Annotated in this window: 18 protein-coding genes, 1 tRNA gene and 2 pseudogenes; 15 read left to right on the forward strand and 6 right to left on the reverse strand. The window is 69.2% G+C overall.

What is annotated here, in order from left to right; all coding sequences use genetic code 11:
• Positions 1-69: 69 nt before the first annotated feature.
• The 3 genes from QQK45_RS11790 to QQK45_RS11800 all read right to left on the reverse strand — a co-directional run bounded on the left by QQK45_RS11790 (position 70) and on the right by QQK45_RS11800 (position 4,927).
• On the reverse strand, positions 70-1,290 hold the full coding sequence (locus QQK45_RS11790; RefSeq protein ID WP_284293414.1) for a DUF4032 domain-containing protein: 1,221 nt from the start codon (positions 1,288-1,290) through the stop codon (positions 70-72).
• 122 nt (positions 1,291-1,412) lie between these two features.
• A complete protein-coding gene (locus QQK45_RS11795; protein ID WP_284293415.1) occupies positions 1,413-2,543 on the reverse strand; it encodes an ABC transporter ATP-binding protein in 1,131 nt (376 codons plus the stop codon).
• Positions 2,544-2,668: 125 nt separating this feature from the next.
• The gene (locus tag QQK45_RS11800; RefSeq protein ID WP_284293416.1) at positions 2,669-4,927 is read right to left on the reverse strand and encodes a bifunctional alpha,alpha-trehalose-phosphate synthase (UDP-forming)/trehalose-phosphatase; all 2,259 of its coding nucleotides are present in this window, start codon (positions 4,925-4,927) and stop codon (positions 2,669-2,671) included.
• A 141-nt stretch (positions 4,928-5,068) separates the two neighbouring features.
• On the opposite strand from QQK45_RS11800, the gene QQK45_RS11805 reads away from it, so the two are divergent.
• The 3 genes from QQK45_RS11805 (at position 5,069) to QQK45_RS11815 (ending at position 8,272) form a co-directional block, all read left to right on the forward strand.
• A complete protein-coding gene (locus tag QQK45_RS11805) occupies positions 5,069-6,991 on the forward strand; it encodes a serine/threonine-protein kinase (RefSeq protein WP_284293417.1) in 1,923 nt (640 codons plus the stop codon).
• A gap of 221 nt (positions 6,992-7,212) precedes the next feature.
• On the forward strand, positions 7,213-8,007 hold the full coding sequence (locus QQK45_RS11810; RefSeq protein ID WP_284293418.1) for a DsbA family protein: 795 nt from the start codon (positions 7,213-7,215) through the stop codon (positions 8,005-8,007).
• Between the two features lie 192 nt (positions 8,008-8,199).
• A tRNA-Thr gene (locus QQK45_RS11815) sits at positions 8,200-8,272 on the forward strand.
• Positions 8,273-8,354: 82 nt separating this feature from the next.
• Here the strand turns inward: QQK45_RS11815 and QQK45_RS11820 are convergent.
• Positions 8,355-9,470 (reverse strand): tyrosine-type recombinase/integrase, encoded by a 1,116-nt coding sequence (locus QQK45_RS11820; protein ID WP_284293420.1) that lies wholly within the window; start codon positions 9,468-9,470, stop codon positions 8,355-8,357.
• Between the two features lie 74 nt (positions 9,471-9,544).
• Here QQK45_RS11820 and QQK45_RS11825 point away from each other — a divergent pair, with 74 nt between their 5' ends.
• Complete coding sequence (locus tag QQK45_RS11825; protein WP_284293421.1) at positions 9,545-9,718, forward strand: hypothetical protein; 174 nt, start codon at positions 9,545-9,547, stop codon at positions 9,716-9,718.
• Positions 9,719-9,760: 42 nt separating this feature from the next.
• On the opposite strand, the pseudogene QQK45_RS23225 reads toward QQK45_RS11825, so the two are convergent.
• A pseudogene (locus tag QQK45_RS23225) lies at positions 9,761-9,976 on the reverse strand (helix-turn-helix domain-containing protein); the annotation flags it as partial.
• A 123-nt stretch (positions 9,977-10,099) separates the two neighbouring features.
• Here QQK45_RS23225 and QQK45_RS23230 point away from each other — a divergent pair.
• From QQK45_RS23230 to QQK45_RS11875, 11 genes and pseudogenes are all read left to right on the forward strand, one after another.
• A pseudogene (locus QQK45_RS23230) lies at positions 10,100-10,177 on the forward strand (hypothetical protein); the annotation flags it as partial.
• Complete coding sequence (locus QQK45_RS11830) at positions 10,160-10,285, forward strand: helix-turn-helix transcriptional regulator (RefSeq protein WP_431310336.1); 126 nt, start codon at positions 10,160-10,162, stop codon at positions 10,283-10,285. The pseudogene QQK45_RS23230 and the gene QQK45_RS11830, both read left to right, overlap by 18 nt.
• Positions 10,263-10,970 carry a hypothetical protein gene (locus tag QQK45_RS11835; protein WP_284293423.1) on the forward strand — a complete coding sequence of 236 codons (708 nt, stop codon included), beginning with the start codon at positions 10,263-10,265 and terminating at the stop codon, positions 10,968-10,970. Before QQK45_RS11830 ends, QQK45_RS11835 begins: the two co-directional genes overlap by 23 nt.
• Positions 10,967-11,242: a hypothetical protein gene (locus QQK45_RS11840; protein WP_284293424.1), complete on the forward strand. Its 276-nt coding sequence runs from the start codon at positions 10,967-10,969 to the stop codon at positions 11,240-11,242. The genes QQK45_RS11835 and QQK45_RS11840 overlap by 4 nt, the downstream gene beginning before the upstream one ends.
• 10 nt (positions 11,243-11,252) lie before the next feature.
• Entirely contained in the window at positions 11,253-11,585 is a 333-nt protein-coding gene (locus QQK45_RS11845; RefSeq protein ID WP_284293425.1) for a hypothetical protein, read from the forward strand.
• 202 nt (positions 11,586-11,787) lie between these two features.
• Complete coding sequence (locus QQK45_RS11850; protein ID WP_284293426.1) at positions 11,788-12,525, forward strand: histone H1/H5 family protein; 738 nt, start codon at positions 11,788-11,790, stop codon at positions 12,523-12,525.
• Between the two features lie 490 nt (positions 12,526-13,015).
• Positions 13,016-13,594: a hypothetical protein gene (locus tag QQK45_RS11855; protein WP_284293427.1), complete on the forward strand. Its 579-nt coding sequence runs from the start codon at positions 13,016-13,018 to the stop codon at positions 13,592-13,594.
• Positions 13,595-13,818: 224 nt separating this feature from the next.
• Positions 13,819-16,314 (forward strand): phage tail tape measure protein, encoded by a 2,496-nt coding sequence (locus QQK45_RS11860; RefSeq protein WP_284293428.1) that lies wholly within the window; start codon positions 13,819-13,821, stop codon positions 16,312-16,314.
• Between the two features lie 13 nt (positions 16,315-16,327).
• The gene (locus QQK45_RS11865; RefSeq protein ID WP_284293429.1) at positions 16,328-17,281 is read left to right on the forward strand and encodes an SEC-C domain-containing protein; all 954 of its coding nucleotides are present in this window, start codon (positions 16,328-16,330) and stop codon (positions 17,279-17,281) included.
• A 371-nt stretch (positions 17,282-17,652) separates the two neighbouring features.
• Positions 17,653-17,904 (forward strand): hypothetical protein, encoded by a 252-nt coding sequence (locus QQK45_RS11870; protein WP_284293430.1) that lies wholly within the window; start codon positions 17,653-17,655, stop codon positions 17,902-17,904.
• Between the two features lie 57 nt (positions 17,905-17,961).
• Positions 17,962-18,228, forward strand: a complete 267-nt coding sequence (locus QQK45_RS11875; protein ID WP_284293431.1) for a hypothetical protein — start codon at positions 17,962-17,964, stop codon at positions 18,226-18,228.
• A 487-nt stretch (positions 18,229-18,715) separates the two neighbouring features.
• Here the strand turns inward: QQK45_RS11875 and QQK45_RS11880 are convergent, their stop codons facing one another.
• Positions 18,716-18,874 (reverse strand): hypothetical protein, encoded by a 159-nt coding sequence (locus QQK45_RS11880; protein ID WP_284293432.1) that lies wholly within the window; start codon positions 18,872-18,874, stop codon positions 18,716-18,718.
• Positions 18,875-18,891 lie beyond the last annotated feature (17 nt).

The following is an 18,891-nucleotide window of genomic DNA, read 5'->3' on the forward strand; positions in this document are numbered from 1 at the left end:
GCGAGGTAGTACGGCCGCCGGTATACCTCGCGAGGTATACCGGCGGCCGTACTACGTCGCGGGGATTCGTCAGCTGTCCTCGCCGAGCAGCGCCTGCTCGTCCCGCCGGTGCCGCAGTACGTTGTCGACGTAGGACCGCACGACCTCCGGCATCGGCACGTCCCGCTGCTGCTGCTCCGACAGGAACCAGCGGTGGTCGAGCATCTCGTGGAAGAGCTGGGCGGGCTCGAGCTTGCCGCGCAGCTCGCGGGGCACGGCGCGGACGCTGGGCTCGAAGACCTCGGTGAGCCAGTCGTGCGCGACGAACGACTCGTCGTCGTTCTGCCGTTCGGTCGCGGCCCGATAGGAGTCGAGGTCGTTGAGGAGCCGGCGGGCCTGGTTCTCCTGGACGTCGAGGCCGGTGAGTCGCATGAGGCGCCGGGAGTGGTGCCCGGCGTCGACGACCTTCGGCTGGATCCGGACGGTGGTGCCGTCGATGTCGGTGGTCATGGCGAGCTCGTCGACGTCGAAGCCGAGGTCGTTGAGCCGGTCGATGCGGGCGGCGACCCGCCACCGCTCGGCGGCGTCGAAGCTCTCCGCGGTCGTCAGGGAGGCCCACAGCTCCTGGTACCGCTCGACGAGCAGGTCGCCGATGGCGAGCTCGTCGACGTCCTCGTCGAGCAGCTCGCCGGCGGCGAGGTCCATGAGCTCGCCGATGATGTTGGTGCGGGCGAGGTCGACGTCGTAGTTGCGCTGGCCGTCGGTGAGCTTGCGGTGCAGGTCGCCCGTCTCGGCGTCGACGAGGTACGCGGCGAAGGCCTCGGCGTCGCGGCGGAACAGCGTGTTCGACAGGGAGACGTCGCCCCAGTAGAACCCGACGACGTGCAGCCGGACGAGGAGCACCGCGAGGGCGTCGATGAGCCGCGTCAGCGTGTCGGGGCGCAGCGCCTGGCTGAACAGCGCGCGGTAGGGGAGCGAGTACTGGAGGTGCTCGGTCACGAGCACGGCCTCGAGGGGCTCGCCGTCGGGGTCGAGGCGCCCGGTCACGACACCGACGGGGTCCACGCTCGGCACGTCGAGCCGCTTGAGCTGGCGCAGCAGCGCGTACTCGCGGTACGCGACGGTCTCGCCGATCTCCTTGAGCGCGATGACGCGCCCGGACAGCCGCACGAACCGGACGGTGTGCCGGGAGATGCCGCGGGGGAGGGCGGCGATCCGGTCGGCGGGCCAGTCCTCGAGGGGCACGTCCCACGGGAGGTCGAGGAGCGCCGGGTCGGGGGCGGACGCGGTGATCTGCAGGTCGTGACTCATGGTCCAGTCATCCTCCCAGGCCCGACGCCGTCGGGCCCGCCCGATTTCGGTGCGGCAGCGGTGGACGCACCGCGGGGCGGGCCCGGCGAACCGGACCCGCCCCGCGGTGGTGGTGACGTGCGTCAGGACAGGCGCTGACCCGTCGCGGCCGAGAAGACGTGCTCCTCGCCGGGGCGGATCGTGACGAACACGCGCTCGCCCTTCATGGGGACGTTGCGCGGGTCGACGCGCACGATGACCTGGTTGTCGCCGGCGCCCGACGTGATGACCGCGTCGTCCTTCTGGGCGAGCGAGCCACGGAGCGTGCCGTAGACGAACGCGTCGGAGCCGAGCTCCTCGACGATGTTCACCTCGACCGGGAAGGCGGCGGCGTTCGACTCGGAGGTGACGTCGAGCGACTCGGGGCGGAAGCCCAGGGTCACCTTGTTGTCGTCCTCGGAGGTGAGCTTGCCGGCGACGTCGCGGGGCAGCGCGAGGCGGGCAGGGCCGACCTCGATGTTGCCGCCGCTGACCGGGAAGGTGCCGATGTTCATGGCCGGGGAGCCGATGAAGCCCGCGACGAAGACGTTCTGCGGGGTGTCGTACATCTCGCGCGGCGTGCCGACCTGCTGGAGGAGGCCGTCCTTGAGGACCGCGATGCGGTCGCCCATGGTGAGCGCCTCGGTCTGGTCGTGCGTGACGTAGACCGTGGTGACGCCGAGGCGGCGCTGGAGCGACGCGATCTGCGTGCGGGTCTGGACGCGGAGCTTGGCGTCGAGGTTCGACAGCGGCTCGTCCATGAGGAAGACCTGCGGCTGGCGGACGATCGCGCGGCCCATGGCGACGCGCTGACGCTGGCCACCGGAGAGCGCCTTCGGCTTGCGGTCGAGGTACTCGGTGAGGTCGAGGATCTTGGCAGCCTCCTCGACCCGCTGGCGGATCTCGGCCTTCGGCGTGCCGGCGATCTTGAGCGCGAAGCCCATGTTGTCGGCCACGGTCATGTGCGGGTACAGCGCGTAGTTCTGGAAGACCATCGCGATGTCGCGGTCCTTCGGCTGGACGTCCGTGACGTCGCGGTCGCCGATGAAGATGCGGCCCTGGTTGACGTCCTCGAGGCCCGCGAGCATGCGCAGGGAGGTCGACTTGCCGCAGCCGGAGGGGCCGACGAGGACGAGGAACTCGCCGTCCTCGATGTGGAGGTTGAGCTGGTCCACAGCGGGACGCTCGGTGCCCGGGTAGACCCGGGTCGCGTGGTCGTAGGTGACCGTAGCCATCGTTGCTACTTCCCTTCACCGGCAGGTACGTGCCGGACGATCCGTCGTGACGGGATGAGTGGGCGGCGTGTGCCGCCCCGGGAGCATGCTATCCGACCCGGATGGGTGCTCCTGTGACGGACGTCTCAGGACCGCTTGCGGCGTTCGAGGGCGCGCGCCAGGTGCTCGAGCAGCAGCCCCACGGACTTCGTGCTCGCGACCCGGTGCTCGGCGATCGTCTCGCCCGGCCCGACCTTGACGGCCACGTCGTCGGGGGTCAGGACGGCGAACGCGTGCTCGTCGGTGACGTCGTCGCCGACGTAGAGCACCGCCTTCGCGTCGAGCTCGTTGCGGAGCGCGTCGATCGCCTTGCCCTTGCTGGTGTCGACGACCTGCAGCTCGACGACGTCCTTGCCCTCCAGCGCGCCCACGCCCAGCCGCTCGGCCAGGCCCCGGGCCGCCTCGGTCGCCTGCGCCGCGCCGTCGTGCGTGGACCGACGCGTGTGCAGGACGGACGCCGTGGGCTTCTTCTCGACCCACACGCCGGTGTGACGGTCGGCGATCTCCTCGAGGCCCTCGGTGATCCGCTGCAGGAGCGACGCCTGGCCCTCGGTGAGCGCCAGGTCGCGCCGGACGACGCCGTCGGCGCCGACCTCGCCCTGCTCGGCGCCGTGCGACCCGACGAGCAGCGTGCCCGACGGCGCGTGGCTGAGCGCCGCGAGCGTGTCCAGGTCCCGGCCCGAGACCAGGGCGAGCCGGATCTGCGAGGCGGGCCGGCGGGCCATGCGTGCCAGGGCACGCGCGGACCGTGGCGTGGTGCGCGAGGACGACGGGTCGTCGACGAGCGGGGCGAGCACCCCGTCGAAGTCGGTCGCGACCATGACGAGGCCGTCCGTCGTGGCGAGGCGGTCGAGCGCCTCGATGAGGTCCTCGCCGGGGCCCTGGGAGTCGTCGTCCTGCAGCTCGGGTGCGACGGGGGACACGGGCATCTCCTCGAGGGTGCGCAGGAACGAGCTCGACCACTTCGCGACGTCGTCGGCCATGACCTTGCGGCGCAGCCGACGCATGCGGCGCCGCTGCTCCTTGGGCTCCATGCGGGCGGCCTGCTCGATCACGGACTTGAGCTCGTCGATGTCGTGCGGGTTGACGAGAAGGGCACCGGACAGCTCGTCCGCGGCGCCCGTGAACTCCGACAGCACCAGGGCGCCCTGCTGGTCGGACCGGGCCGCGATGTACTCCTTCGCGACGAGGTTCATGCCGTCGCGGAGGGACGTCACGAGCATGACGTCCGCGGCCAGGTAGAGCGCCGCCATCTCCTCGGGCGGGTACGAGTGGTGCAGGTAGTGGATGGCCGCGTGGCCCAGCTCGCCGAACTCGCCGTTGATCCGCCCGACGGCGGTCTCCACCTGCTCCCGGAGCTCCTGGTAGGCGTCCACGTTCTCCCGGCTGGGGCTCGCGACCTGGACGAGGGTCGCCTCCTCGACGGTGAGCCGGCCGTCGTCGAGGAGCTCGCCGTACGCCTTGATGCGGTGCCGGATGCCCTTGGTGTAGTCGAGCCGGTCCACGCCGAGCATCACGATCTCGGGATCGCCGAGCTCCGTGCGGATCTCCGCGGCACGGGCCCGGGTCGAGTCCTGCCGTGCCAGCTCGTCGAAGCGGTGGGAGTCGATCGAGATCGGGAACGCCGTCGCCCGGATCTCACGCACGGGGCGGCCCTCGCCGTCCTCGAACGTGATCTGCTGGCCGCGCGTCGAGTGCCGCGTGAGGCGCCGCACGATCCGCAGGAAGTTGGCGGCGTCGCCGTTGCGCTGGAACCCGATCAGGTCCGCGCCGAGCAGCCCCTCGACGACCTGCCGCCGCCACGGGAGCTGGCTGAAGATCTCGTAGGGCGGGAACGGGATGTGGTCGAAGAACCCGATCCGCAGGTCAGGGCGCAGCTCGCGCAGCATCGCCGGGACGAGCTGGAGCTGGTAGTCCTGCACCCAGACGGTCCCGCCCGTGCCGGCCTGCGCCGCGGCAGCCTCCGCGAACCGCCGGTTCACGCGCCGGTACGCGTCCCACCACTGCCGGTGGAACGCCGGCTGCGAGATCACGTCGTGGTAGAGCGGCCACAGGGTGTCGTTCGCGAAGCCCTCGTAGTACTGCTCGATCTCGTCCTCGTTGAGCGTCACCGGCACGAGCGTCATGCCGTCCGCCTCGAACGGGTCCGCGTACACGTCGGCGGCGCCGCCCCAGCCCACCCAGGCGCCCTCGGCGCTCTGCATCACCGGCTCCAGGGCGGTCACCAGGCCGCCCGGGGACCGGCGCCAGCTGATGCTGCCGTCGTCGTCCGTCGTGAAGTCGACCGGGAGGCGGTTCGCCACCACGACCAGGTCGTTGCCTTCCTTGCTTGCTTCTGGGCTCACCGGGCGTCAGCTCCTGTCCGTCGGTGCTCCCAGCGTAGCCAGTGGTGTCGTCGTACGCCCCGGGCCGGCGGGCCGGGCGCGAGGCGTCCGACCGGCGACGACGTCCCACGCGAGCAGGTCCGACGCCGCTACGGTGAACCCATGTGGGCTGCGGCGACACCCGGCGACGAGGTGGGTGGGTACCGGATCGTCGCGCGCCTCGGGCAGGGCGCCACGGGCGCCGTGTACCGGGCGGAGGACGGTGGCGGGCACCCCGTCGCCATCAAGGTGCTGCACGCCGGGCCCGACACCGACGAGTCCGCCCGTGCCCGGCTGGCCCGTGAGGCCGCGACGCTCCGCCGCCTCGACCACCCCGCCGTCGCCGCCGTGCTCGACGTCGAGCTCGAGGGCGAGTCCCCGTTCATCGTCACCGAGCTCGTCGACGGGCACAGCCTCGAGGACGACGTCGCGCTCCACGGCCCGTACGACGCCGCCCGCCTGGCCTCGCTCGCGGGCGACCTCGCCGACGCGCTCCAGGCCGTGCACGGAGCCGGCGTCGTGCACCGCGACCTCAAGCCCAGCAACATCATGGTGACCGCGCACGGGCCCGTCCTCATCGACTTCGGCATCGCGCACGGGTTCGAGGACGCCCGCATGACCACCGACGGCCTCGTCATGGGGACGCCCGGGTACCTCGCCCCCGAGATGCTCACCGGCGCCGACCCGTCCGTCGCCACCGACTGGTGGGGGTGGGCGGCGTCGCTCGCGTTCGCCGCGACCGCCCGCGCGCCGTTCGGCGTCACCCCGGTCGACGCCGTCCTCGCGCGGGCCCAGGCCGGCGCCGCCGACCTGCGCGGCGTCGGCCCGCTGAGGGGCGAGGCGATCGCGGGCGCCCTGCGCCCGGACCCCGGGGAGCGCTGGCAGCCCGACGACGTCGTCCGGGCCCTGCGCAAGGCCGCCGACGGCGGCGACGAACCCCACCCCGTCGCCCCCGGCGACCTCGTCGAGACCGTCGCCCTCGGCGCGGCGTCCCAGTGGCCCACGCAGGTCGTCACCCGCGACCCCCGCACCGCGCCCGTCAACGACGGCCGGACCCGCGCCGTCGCCACCGACGTCCCACCACCCCCGCCGCCCGCGACCGACGCGACGGAGGTCATGGCGCCCGTCGAACCGGCCGCCGGCGCGGACGGCCAGGACACCGACTGGCTCGAACCCGTCCCCGAGGAGGTGTACGAGTCCGCGTCCGGGTACGTCCGGCCCCGCCACCCCAGCCGCTCCGGCCTGCTCGTCGCGCTCGCGCTGCCCCTCGTCGCCGCGGCGGCCACCTGGCCCGGGCTCGCGTTCGTCGCCCTCGCCGCGCTCGTCGTCCTCGCCCGCTACGTCGGCTACGCCGCCGACTCCTCCACGGCCGCCGCGAACGCCGCGGCGTCGGCCGGTCCGACGGCGCACGCGTCGCCCTCATCGCCCCCTGGCACCTCGTGCGCGGCGTCGTCGGGTCGCTGCCCTCGCTCGTCGTCGCCGGGTGCGCCGGGCTCGTGCTCGTCGTCGGCGCCTGGTGGGTGCTCGACCGGCACGTCCTCGTCGCCGACACCGACCACCCCGACCAGAACGCCGCCTGGCTCTACGGGCTCGTCCTCGCCGTCACCATGGTCGTCGCCGTCCTGCTCGCCTGGTTCGGTCCCGCGACGTCCGTCACCCGCGACGGCGCCCGCGCCGGGCTTCGGCACCTCGTCCCCGGGCGGCGGACCGCGGTCGTCGTCGTGGTCCTCGCCGTCGCGGCCGCGGTGTGGTTGGGGTGGATCGCGTGGGACGGGCACGCGATCGGGTGGTGGCCGTTCCCGGGGGCGCCGGACCTCTCCTGAGGTACTTCGGGCGGGTTGTGGTTCCGGCGGCGGGGTCGAGTGGGGTGCGCGCGACCTACCATCCGCAGCCCTCGTTCCTCGGGCTGCTCCCGCCAGCCCCGCCACGGTCGCGCGCACCCCACTCGATCCCACCCTTCGCCGTCCCGTCACCTGTCCGCGGCATCCGCAGAGCCCGCGGCGTGCGTCCCCGGGTGTGGGGAGCGGGGACTGCCCGCGGGGCTGAGCCTCGGGTCGTCGAACCGACTCGGATCGTCGTCCGGGATGTTGTCCGGCGACGATCTGAGCAAGTTCGACGTATCCGGACGCGGGGCGGCAGCGTGGCCGACGACGGCGCTCGGGGGTCCCGCGTCCAGGAGCCTCCCAGCATCGGCCGTTTGGATACGCTGTGGACCCATGGAGCGAGGCGCCTGAACGCGTCGCGCGCGAACGAGAACAGGACACGGGATGCCCGACGACTCGAACCTCACCAAGTCGCAGCGCCGCGACGCCGCGCGCGCTGAGGCCCTGAAGCTGCGCCAGGAGCAGGAACGCCGCGAGAAGCGGAACCGTTTCATCACGATCGGTGTGCTGGTCGTGCTGGTGGTGGCGGTCGTGCTCGCGGTCGTGTTCATCAACCAGGCCAACAAGCCCAAGTCGCTCGCCGACGTCAAGGCGCCGTCGACCGCCGAGTCCGTCAAGGACGGCGGTGGCATCCCCGTCGACAAGGACGGGGTCGCCGGCAAGACGAACGCCGGCGCCGTGACCGTCGACCTCTACTTCGACTACATGTGCCCCAACTGCGGGAACTTCGAGAAGGTCAACAAGGACGACCTCGACTCGCTGCGTGAGGACGGCACCATCACGTTCGTCATGCACCCCGTGGCGATCCTCAACGCGAATTCGCAGGGCACGAACTACTCGACACGTTCGGCCAGCGCGTTCGCAACCGTCGCCGACCAGGAGCCCGACAAGGTGATCCAGTTCCACGAGGCGCTCTACGCGAACCAGCCGCAGGAAGGCAGCACGGGCCTAACCGACGACCAGCTCAAGGACTACGCGGTCCAGGCCGGCGTGTCCCAGAAGGTCGCCGACCAGTTCAGCGACCACACCTTCTCCGCCTGGGTCAATGCGTGGACGGACCACGTTGGTGATGACAAGAACCTTGCCAACCCACAGACCGGAGGCTTTGGTACGCCGACGATCCTCATCAACGGCAAGCTCTGGGGTACGAACGGCGAGTGGGGACGCCAGGCGCCCTGAAGTCGGCGATCGAGGCGGCGAAGTCCGGCTCGACGAACTGACCACCCTGGTCGCATGCAGCGACTCACGATGAAGCCCGGGACCGCGTGGCGGCCCGGGCTTCGTTGTCCCCGCCAGGGCCGCGCGCCCGGTAGGCTGTGCCGAGCATCCGTGCGCCCGGCGTGCCCCGACTACGCCGGCGGCGCCCGGCGTGCCGCCTTAGCTCAGCTGGTAGAGCGCTCGCCTTGTAAGCGAAAGGTCGTCGGTTCGAACCCGACAGGCGGCTCACATCGGCGCAGGTCAGAGGCTATTTCTGACCTGCGCCGTCTCCTGTTACATGGGCGCTATCCACCGGAAACCCACCGCTTTCAATCCGAGAACCGCTCGAGCACCTCGCGGAAGTCTGGCGCCAGGTCTGGCGTCTCGACGTAGTGCGTCGAGGTGATCTTCTCGTTGGTGTGGCCGAGCTGGGCGGCGGCGCCCGCGAGGCCGTCGGCGCGCTCGATCGTCGTCGCGACCGTCTTGCGGAACGAGTGCGGCGTGATCCACGACCAGGACTTGTGCGTCGCGCGGAAGGTGCGCCACTGCCGCTCGACGGTCGTGACCTCGCGGAGGCCGTGCGTCGCCGACGGGAAGACCAGATTCCACTCGCCACCGTCGACCGCCTTCACGGACCGCTCGAGCAGGAGCGCGACGGCGAACGCGGGGAGCTGGAGCCGGCGGACCTTCTTGCCCTTCGTCGTGTCCTGGCGCGTGAGGCCCTCGCCCTTCACGCGGACCACGGTCCCGGTGATGGCGAGCGTCCCGGCGTCGAGGTCGACGTCGTCCCAGCGCAGCGCGAGCACCTCGCCGACGCGGGCGCCGGTCGCGAGCATGATGTCGACGAGCGCCGGTAGGTCTTGCGAGGGGGCCTTCTTGTCGACGCGGACCGCCTTCCGCAGCGCCTTCACCTCGTCGGCGGTGAGCGCGCGGACCTCGCGGGACTCGACCTTCGTCGTCGAGGTGTCGACCTCGCGCACCGGATTCGCCGGCAGGGCCTTGTCGCGGACCGCGAGTGCCAGCATGCCCATGAGGCACGAGCGGCAGAGCTTGGCTGTCGCGGCGCCGGTCTCCTCGGTTGTCTTCGTCAGGAACTTCTCCACGGCACCCACGGTGGCCTCGCGGACCAGGAGACCACCCATGCCGGGGACCACGTACTTGTCGACGACGTACCTGTAGCGGGCCTTCGTGTTGGTCGAGCGGTCTGAGCTCTCGATCTTCGTGCGCACCCAGTAGTCGGCGAGGTGCGAGATCCTCGTCGTCGGCGTGATGTCCGTGCCAGTGGTCGCGGCGCGGTCCTTGAGCGCGACCAGAAGCGCCCGCTCCGCCGCGGCGCCGGACTTCCCCAGGCCTCCACCTTCCTCGTGTAGCCGTCTTCGTCGCGGAAGCGCGCGCGGGCGACCCAGCGGCCGTCGGAGACCTCGGTGCGGGCGATGCGACCCCACGTGCCGATCGGGAGCGGCTTACGAGGCATCGCTGGAGGTCTGGCCAGGCTGGGGAATCCGGCCTCCGTGAGTGCTTGGCCCACATCTTCGAGGGTCTTCTGAGACTTCTCGAGCCCGCGGTCCGCGGCGCGAAGAAGTTCCTCGATCCTCTTCCGGTCCTCGAGAGCTTCGCGCCGGTCACGCTGAGCCTCTTCGAGCATTCGTGTTGCGTCGCCAAGTTGTCGTGCGACGCGTGCAGCGAGGTCTGACTCGAGTGGCTCTCCGGCTCCCAAGAGTGCGCTGGGCGCGACATCCAGGACCTGTGCCAGTGCCACGAGGTCATCGACATCGACTCGACGTTCGCCCGCTTCGATTCGCCGGAGACCGAGAGGCGGGATCGGTCGCCCGAGCCCAGCTAGGCGACGAGATAGCTCGGCGAAGGACATCCCTCGCTGTTCGCGCATCCAGCCCACGGTGTTCCGAACGCGGTCGCCAGTGGGCCCGAGCTCGATTGCCTTTCCCGCCATGACCAGCAGCCTACCGATGATCTTTGATCGCTTCCACGCTCAACGTTGCGCATTGACCCTCGATGGTGCATCCTTGATGTCAGACGCGATCAGCCATCGCGTTGAAGGGATCATAAATGGAGGTGCCTGATGGCAGTCGCACTCTTGACGCCCGCCGACGTGGGCGAGCAGCTGGGCGTCCCGGTGAAGACCATCTATCGCTGGAGAACTCGCGGCTACGGCCCGCGCGCGATCCTCGTCGGCAAGCACCTGCGTTGGCGGCAGGACGACATCGACTCCTGGATCGATGGCGTTCGGGAGTCTGCCTGACGTGGGCGGGAAGTCGCACGACACGAAGAAGCCGGAGCACCTGTTGCAGCAGGTCTCCGGCGTGGATCACAACACCAACAGGAAGCAGGAGATCGTGACCAAGAACATCCTGACACAGGACGCTGACGTCGTCGCTCAGGCGGCGGAAGACCCTCGCGAGGCTTTCGCGCTGGGGTACGCGGCGGGGCGCACTGGGGTGAGGGACAAGCCGGTGCCCGCGACGTACGAGGCGAAGGCCGCGCTGATCGAGCGACTGAGGGCGACGTCGGGCCTGCCCGAGAATGCGATCGAGCACGCGCAAGACCTGCTCAGCAGCACGAGCCTGACGCTCGAGCAGGCGGAGGGGTTCGTGCGGCAGGTTGCGACCGGGTGGCCTCGGATCCCGCGCCCGTTCACCGAGCCGCCCGCGTGGCTCGACGAGGTCGGCCCCTGGAAGCCGTCGTTGCACATCGACCACAACGTGTCCGGCTGGTCTCAGACCGGTGTCGCCCGCATCCAATACGACGAGGTTGCGATCAGCCTCGACTACTGGGAGGAGGTCCGAGATGACGGTGGGCATCGGATCGCGGTCGAGCTGAACGCGGACGAACTGACGATCAAGGAGCCGCTCGACCTACGGCTGCTCGCGGACGACCTGGTCTTCATCGCCGAGGTGTGGGAGAAGTCCCTGGAGGCGGACAAGTGACCCGCCGGCGGAGCTTCTCCGACCTGGACGCCCGCGGCGTCCCGGCGATCCGGCAAGTCCCGATCTTGAATATCCGTCAGGTGATGGTCGAGCGAGACGTGCAGATGATCCAGCTCTCGATCTCCGTGAGCCTCGGGCCGTCCGAGATCGAGGTCTACATGCTCGGCGAGAAGCCGTTCCCGTGGGAGCTGCTGGTCGACATCGCGCGCGCACTGGACGTCCCTGTGTCTCGGCTCGTCGAGGGTGCTGACGAGCTGGCGGGTGCGCGGTGAGGGGGCAGGGGTGCAGAGCTTCTCCGGGACGCACGCGTACGACCCGGCCCACGTGGTCGACAGGTTCGAGCTTGCTGCCGGCGAGCCGCTGCTTGGCGGCGAGCTCGAGGCGGTACGGCGCTACGTGGACGGGATGTTCACGTTCGAGATCGAGACGGGCTCGTGCCCGCGGTGCGAGGGCCCGCTGGATGTCGAGACGGCCGCCGGGTCACGCGTGACGACCTGTCGGTGCGTGCCCATCTGCACCGAGTGCGGTCTCGACGAGGCCTTGGGCGAGATCGGGGAGTGGTCCTCGACTTCGTCGTGTGGCCGCTGGACCGAGACCCGATGCTCACGCGGCTGACGAAGGCGAAGGCATCCGCGGAGCCGGGCGTCATGAGCGGGTCGACCTTCATCACCGAATCCGGTGTGACGAGTGTGACCTTGCGGCCGCACCCGGGCGGCTGGGCCGAGTTCGGGCACGACGACGAGCGGACTCGGTGATGGCCGTGGACGAGATTGAGTTGGCCGCCTGAGCGGGCGGCGCGACGCGGAGGGGAGGTGCGATGGGTAACCAGAACGTGAGGCTCGTGTACGGGACGTGGGGCGACCTGCCGCACCTCCCGTTCCGGGTGCTCGTCTACATGGCCCTGTTGGCCCTCGACGAGGCGAGCGACAAGAAGCCGGCACGGCGGTGCTGGGCGAGCCGCGAGCAGCTCGCCGTGAGCGTGCTGCCGCCACCCGATTCCCGTCGCGAGGGAGACGTCGAGACCGCGAAGAGGTCCGTCAAGAGGGCGATCACGAAGCTCGTCGAGGTCGGCGCGCTGGTCCGTGTGCAGCGAGGTGGGTATGCCGGGACGGCGGAGTTCGACCTGATCTTCGACCGCCGACAGGGGGCCGCTGAACGTACCCCTACGCACCCGGCGACCGACGCCTCGACGGCTTCTCCTAGGGGGCCGCTGAACGTACCCCTACAGGGGGCCGCTGAGGGTACCCCACAGGGGGCCACTCAGTGTCCCGATAGGGGGCCGCTGAGGGTACCCCCTACTACAAGTACTACAACTCCACTTCAAGCGAGGACGACAAATCAGGTTGCGTCCCAAGGTGACCAACAGACCGCGCGCGAGGCGATCCGCGATGAGGAATTGAAGGCCGCATCCACGTTCCTGAACACGCTCGAGGCCGGCTTCGCCGCGGCTCAAATGGAGCAGCTCGCGGTCTCGGAACCATCCCTGTCCACGCGCGAGCTGGTTGTGACTCTCGCCGACCGACTCCGGGGGCGAAGGCCGCATGAACGACCTTGACCCCTGCCTGTGTGGCCATGTCCGTCGAATCCACGGCCGGCGGCCGGGATGGGACCTGCCAGACCGGCGCTGCCGAGCACGCGGGTGCTCGTGCCACGACTTCCAGGAGGACACGTGACGACGACCACCGTCGAGCAGCTTCCCCACCGGGGCGGCTGTCGTCGACCTGGACCAACCCAGATCCCATCCCGGATGCGCGGATGGCACTTCCTGCGGTGCCCGGACTGCGGCGCCGCCCAACTCCGGAGGACTGCATGACGACGACGAAGAAGACCACGCCCGACGAGCCGACGAAGATCGACTACGCACGAGTCCACCCGACGATCGGGCAGATGTTCGAGGACCTTAAGACTCTCGGGCTCGAGATGCCAGATTCCGTGCGTGCTGCGGTGGCCGACTACCGAGAGGCGAACCGTCGGGCGCTCACCCTCAGGGACGCCAGGCCGAGCCCCTCGGCTCCGACGCCATCCTCGGCAGCGACTACGCGAGCGTGCTGTCGACGCACGAGACGGAGACGGTCGCAGCGCAGGGCCGAAGCGTCCAGGCGCGACAGCTCGCCGAGAAGATCAGGCTCAGCGCTGAGCGGACCTACGGGGCTTCGCGCCCCGAGATCCGGGGCCTGCTCGAGGGATGGATGATCTCGAACTACGAGCTGCTGATCGAGGCCACCGAGCCTGCGAACGTCTACAAGGTCCATCCCGGCCAGCTGAACTACTCCGACGTGCGACGGAGGGCCTTCGAGCGCGCATCGGGCAGGCTGGTCGATCGCCCGCAGGATCTGTCGTGGTACAGCGACGAGTGGTTCACGCTCTTCGCGTTCACGCCGGACGCGTATCAGCGTCTCATCGACGCCACCGGCCCCGGTCTGAAGGCACCGAAGGGCACGTCGTTCTACGCGATCGCGCGACAGGTCGGCGGAGTGCCGCGCCTGGTCGCTTCAGCCCAGGAGGCACATGAAGCCGCCGACGCGGCCAGGAGCCGTGGGTACCACGACGACGCGAGCACCGACGTCGATCGGATTCTCGCGGAGGCACAAGCGAAGGGATGGGCGACTGTCGCGAACACCTGACGCGGTGCCCACCGGGTGGCGGGGACTCCCCCGCCGCCCGGCCCTAACCGCCGGATAGCAACTCGAATCCAGCGTGCGACCCTCCCTCGTTTTTTCGGGGGCCACAGAAGCTCCTGGAAGGCCTGCTGAGGGTCCGAACGGAGGGCAGCCCGCCCGGGCCAGGTCCGCAGGATCTGAGGCGCTCAGTCGCCAGGAGTCCATGTAACGAAAAAGGAGGTCAGTCAATGGCCACAAGAACAGAGACCCTCAAGATCAACCTCGACATCTCGGGTGTGCGCGCGAACGCGGCCGCTGCCAAGAAGTCCATCGAGGATGTCGTCAACAACAAGCTGCCGGCGTACGCGCAGAAGAACGCGGCCTCGTTGGCTGACGTGTCCAAGGCGGCGGCGATCATGGGCACCGCGCTCGCTGCGTCGGCTACGGTCGCGGTCAAGGCGTTCGCCGACTGGGACTCCAAGATGGCGCAGGTCAAGTCGCTCTCGCACGCGACCGCCTCGGAGATGACCCAGCTCAAGACCGCGACGATGGGCTTCGCCAAGCAGTTCGGGATCTCGGCGACCCAGGCCGCCGATGCGGAGATCGAGCTCGTCAAGGCCGGCGTGTCCGTGAAGGACATCATGGGCGGCGCGCTCAAGGGCGCCCTGACCCTGGCGTCTGCGGGGCAGATCGATGTGGCGCAGGCGACGGAGATCGCGTCGGCCGCGATGACGCAGTTCAAGTTGAAGGGTGCGGACGTCTCGCACGTGGCAGACCTCCTGGCCGCCGGTGCGGACAAGGCGCTGGGCGGGGTGGACCAGCTCGGGCAGGCGTTGTCGCAGTCGGGTCTGGTCGCAGCCCAGACGGGTCTGTCGATCGAGGAGACCACGGGCGCGCTCTCGGCGTTCGCTTCGGCTGGGCTGCTCGGCTCGGACGCGGGTACCAGCTTCAAGACGATGTTGCAGGCGCTGACTCCGAACTCGAAGCAGGCCGCGGCCGCGATGAAGGACATCGGGCTCAAGGCGTATGACAGCCAGGGCAACTTCGTGGGCCTAACGACGGTGGCCGGGCAGCTGAAGACCGGGCTGGACAAGCTCGCCCCAGCCCAGCAGAACGCGGCCTTGAAGACGATCTTCGGGTCGGACGCGGTCCGTGCCGCGAGCATCCTGTACCAGCAGGGCGCGAAGGGCGTGCAGCAGTGGATCGACACCGTCGATGACCAGGGGTTCGCCGCTGAGCAGGCCCGGGGCAAGCTGGACTCGTTGAACGGGGACATGGCGCGGTTCAAGGCGACGTTCCAGAACGCGTTGATCTCCACGGGCTCGTCGGCGAACTCACCGCTTCGGAGCCTGGTCAACGGGGCCACGGACGTCGTGGCCGCCCTGGACGCGTTGCCCCCGGCCGCGAAGACAGCGGCCCTGGGGATCGTCGGCGGGGGCGGGCTCGCGACCCTGGGCGTGGCGGGCCTGATCAAGATCGTGACCGCCGCAGCATCGGTGAAGACGTCGCTGGCGGCGTTGAACGTGTCGTTCAAGACCGCGGCGTTGGCGTCGGGGCAGATCGGTGCCCTGCTGACCGCTGGGGCTGCGGCGGTGGGGATCTGGACCCAGGAGACGGGCAAGGCGAAGGCGTCCACGGACGACTTCCGTCGGGCGTTGATCGACACGAACGGCGCGATCACGGACGCGACGAGGTCCGCTGTCTTGGACAAGTTGTCCAGCGACCGTCAGTCGCTGTGGGAGCAGCTGACCGAGGGCGGGAACGGGGAGTCCGCGCTCGAGGCCGCGAAGAAGCTCGGGGTCGCCGCGGACACCGTCGTGGACGCGGCCCTGGAGTTGCCGGGCGCTTCGGAGCGGTACACCAAGGCGATGCAGGCGGCGTTGGCGGCGGGCAAGGGCTCGAACACCGACGCCGACGTTCTGAACGCGGTCCTCAAGCGCACCCAGGACGCGTTCGCGTCAGGGTCCAAGGGCGCCCAGCAGTACCTGGACGCGCAGAAGTCGATGGGCGCGCAGGTCGTGAACACCACCGGCGGCCTGAACACCTCCACCGACGCCCTCAAGCAGTATGCCGCCGCAGCAGCGTCGGGGACCGAGACGACCCAGGACTACGCCAGCGCGTTGTCGGACCTGGTCACTCAGATGACCAAGGCGTCCGGGCAGGCCTTGTCGATGCGAGATGCGCAACGTCAGTTCCAGCAGTCGATCGACGACGCAGCGGACGCGGTCGCCAAGAACGGCCGCACCCTGGACACAGGCACCCAGAAGGGCCGCGACAACGCGGCCGCGCTCGACGCGATCGCGAAGGCCGGCCTGCAGGTCATCGACTCGATGAACACCCAGGGCGCCTCGCAGGTCGCCGTGCAGAAGAAGATGGCGTCAACCCGGCAGGCGTACATCGACGCCGCTGAGGCGATGGGCCTGTCGAAGGCCCAAGCGAAGAAGCTCGCCGACCAGATCGGCCTGATCCCCTCGAACGTGAAGGTCCAGGTCGACGCCGACACCCTCGACGCGCAGTCCAAGCTCGCCGAGCTTCGCCGCCAGATCGCCAACCCGGGCAAGTGGACCATCAACGCCGGCGTCAACACCGCGAACGCCTACGCCGCGATCCACCAGCTCCAGCACGACATGGGCCTGCTCAACGTCCCGGCAGCGATCGCGGCCCCGCGGCACGCCGACGGGGGCGCGTTGGTCGGACCTGCGAGAGCAACCAACGACCTGATCACCGACCTGCTCGACCACTGAGGAGCTACCCACCATGACCTACATCGCGATCCACACCTCCAAGACCGCCGCCCGGATCAGCACCGACAGCTGGACCTACAACACCACCGCCACCAGATTGGGCCACTCGTCCAAAGTGCACGCGATCCCGCATCTGAGGACCGTCCTGACCGGATCTGGCCCGGTCGGCTTCCTGGCCACGTTCGGCGCGTTTGTCGAGGCGCAGAGCACTGATTCGACCACGTTCGAGGACCTCCTCGTCGCCCTGCGTGACGTGCTCCCGGAGTGCTGGGCCACCTACCCCGACGACCAGAAGGACGTGGGAGCCATCGTGATCCTCGTCGGATGGTTCGCAGCCGAGTCCCGGTACGCGGCTGCGGCGTTCAGCTCCTTCGACGGATTCCAGGGTGAAGAGCTCGATGACTTCTTCGTCATCCCGTCACCGGCCGGGATGAAGATCTCCGACGTCGAACTCGCCCGGATCGACTCTTACGTCGCTGACGACCGTTTGCTCCGCGACGACAGCCCGCTCACCGCCGACGAGAAGGCTGCCAAGCGCGCGACCGCCGCGGCGAACCGTGACGTACTCATCGGCTGGACGGACTCGCCCACGGCGCCGACCACGACCGCCGGGTGGATCGACCTTGCCGAGTCCGCTCGCCTGTTCCGATCGAGGCGCTGCACGGTCGGCTCGAGTCTGAAGGTGCTGGTCGGAGGAGACCTGTGGCTCACGACCATCAACTCCGATGGCATCGCGACCAAGAAGATCCACGCCTTCAACGACTCCGGCGCTGAGTTCGCCGAGGTCATGGCAGGCGGCTTGCACCCCCAAGTCCAGCTCGGCCCCTGCAGGTGTGGTTCAGGCAAGACCTACCTCGAGTGCTGCCTGGTGCCCGAGCTCGACGAACCGTGCCCCTGCGAGTCCGGCAAGACCCTGCGCCAGTGCTGCGCCGTCGACGCCGCACGGCAAGTCGTCCCGGCATCCTGACCCCACGACCGCCCCAGCCCAGGCGAACCGTCCGCCTGGGCTGGGGTTATTTTCGCAGTTGGAAATACTGTTTTCGTTACCTAAGTGGTAGAATGGTGAACATGCCGCCGGCCCAATGCCCCGTATGTGGAACGCCGATTCCGGTCCGTGCTGGGCGCGGTCGGCCCGCCCGGTTCTGCTCTACTCGCTGCCGTGTCGCTCACCACCGCGCGACCGCCCTGCCTGCCCAGATGCGAACCGGCCGACGCTGGACCCGTGCTGCCGGCAAACGTCCCATCACCCTCGAGGGTCGGCCAGCCTCGTCGACCAACCCGAGCACCTGGGCCACCTATGCCGAGGTTCAGAAGGGCGCAGGAGACGGCTACGGGATCATGCTCGGCGACGGCCTGGGTGTCTACGACCTCGACCACTGCCTTGACGGCAACCAGCTCGCGCCGTGGGCACGCGAGGCCCTCGACCAGATCCCTGAGCCTGTCGTGTTCGTCGAACGCTCCGTCTCCGGCACCGGCCTGCACGTCTTCGTCGAAGCCGACGAGGCGCCCGGCACCGTGAGTAACGGAGTCGAGAGATACACCCGGGCGAGGTTCGTCAGGGTGACCGGCGAACGGCTCACCCGGCAGTGATGTCAGTGGGTACTGGTGTGGTGGGTTACCGTGAGGACTATGGGAGGGTCAGTGCCGATGTCAGCTGAGAGCTTGCAGTACGAGTTGCGAGGCCGCTTCGGCGACCTGCGCGACATCGACAAGCTGCACTTGAGTGTCCGCTGGGAACCGACGCCCGCGATCGTCCGCGTGGGTGCATGCATCGAACCCTACTCTTGGGACAATCGAATGGTCGCAATCGAGTCACTTTTGCGCTTTGAGGCGGATCACGCTGCTGAGTTCGCGGTCGAATTCGATGTAATTCCCCTCAACGCGGTCAATGATGAGGATTTCGCTGAAGCCTGATGGGTTCGCGGAAGTTCCATGTTGCGCGGGCGGCGCACCATCTAGAGGTTGCGGAGTATCTCGCCAAGTCTGATGCGTTTACTGACTGGGCGATAGTGGCGTTGTTTTATGCGGCACATCAGATGGTCCATGCAGCACTCTCGGGGGACCCGGATCTCGTAAAGGACGAGCGACACCCCCGTAAACACACATCTTACGGCGGAAACGGCACTGGCGGTCGCGGCACGAACCAACTCGTACGTGACAAGATGCCGCCGGCAATCAACCTCGCCTACCGAAGCCTCTTCGAGGCGTCGCTTCGGACAAGGTACGATTTCGAAAAGCTCGGTGCCTCATACGCTGACTTTCGCGCGCAGTACGAGACGGTCAGTACACACTGCAAAATGCTGAATTTGACGCGACCTGACCGCAGCACGCAGGAGCCCTGAGGCCCCAATAGCCCGCGAAGGAACTTTGCACGCGATGAGGGCAACGTGTCCCGCGCCGCTCAGCTGCCGGAGGGACCGTGATCAAGCGCGCGCCGCTCGGCCTTCGCCTTGAGGCTGAGCACTCGTATTCCGAGCACGAGCAGCCACACGAGCCCGACGATGATGGCGAGCGCGAGGAGCAGCACGAGCAGGGCCACGACGATGTGGGCAGCGTTCATGCGCCGAGTATGCTCCA

The organism is Luteimicrobium album, from assembly GCF_030161555.1.
Taxonomy (GTDB): domain Bacteria; phylum Actinomycetota; class Actinomycetes; order Actinomycetales; family Cellulomonadaceae; genus Luteimicrobium; species Luteimicrobium album.

Bases quoted from the DNA above. Each gene is read 5' to 3' on its own strand.
- QQK45_RS11790 (WP_284293414.1), bottom strand. From the start codon at position 1,290: ATGAGTCACGACCTGCAGATCACCGCGTCCGCCCCCGACCCGGCGCTC.
- QQK45_RS11795 (WP_284293415.1), bottom strand. From the start codon at position 2,543: ATGGCTACGGTCACCTACGACCACGCGACCCGGGTCTACCCGGGCACC.
- QQK45_RS11805 (WP_284293417.1), top strand. From the start codon at position 5,069: ATGTGGGCTGCGGCGACACCCGGCGACGAGGTGGGTGGGTACCGGATC.
- QQK45_RS11810 (WP_284293418.1), top strand. From the start codon at position 7,213: ATGCCCGACGACTCGAACCTCACCAAGTCGCAGCGCCGCGACGCCGCG.
- QQK45_RS11835 (WP_284293423.1), top strand. From the start codon at position 10,263: ATGGCGTTCGGGAGTCTGCCTGACGTGGGCGGGAAGTCGCACGACACG.
- QQK45_RS11850 (WP_284293426.1), top strand. From the start codon at position 11,788: ATGGGTAACCAGAACGTGAGGCTCGTGTACGGGACGTGGGGCGACCTG.
- QQK45_RS11860 (WP_284293428.1), top strand. From the start codon at position 13,819: ATGGCCACAAGAACAGAGACCCTCAAGATCAACCTCGACATCTCGGGT.
- QQK45_RS11865 (WP_284293429.1), top strand. From the start codon at position 16,328: ATGACCTACATCGCGATCCACACCTCCAAGACCGCCGCCCGGATCAGC.
- QQK45_RS11870 (WP_284293430.1), top strand. From the start codon at position 17,653: ATGCTCGGCGACGGCCTGGGTGTCTACGACCTCGACCACTGCCTTGAC.
- QQK45_RS11875 (WP_284293431.1), top strand. From the start codon at position 17,962: ATGTCAGCTGAGAGCTTGCAGTACGAGTTGCGAGGCCGCTTCGGCGAC.
- QQK45_RS11880 (WP_284293432.1), bottom strand. From the start codon at position 18,874: ATGAACGCTGCCCACATCGTCGTGGCCCTGCTCGTGCTGCTCCTCGCG.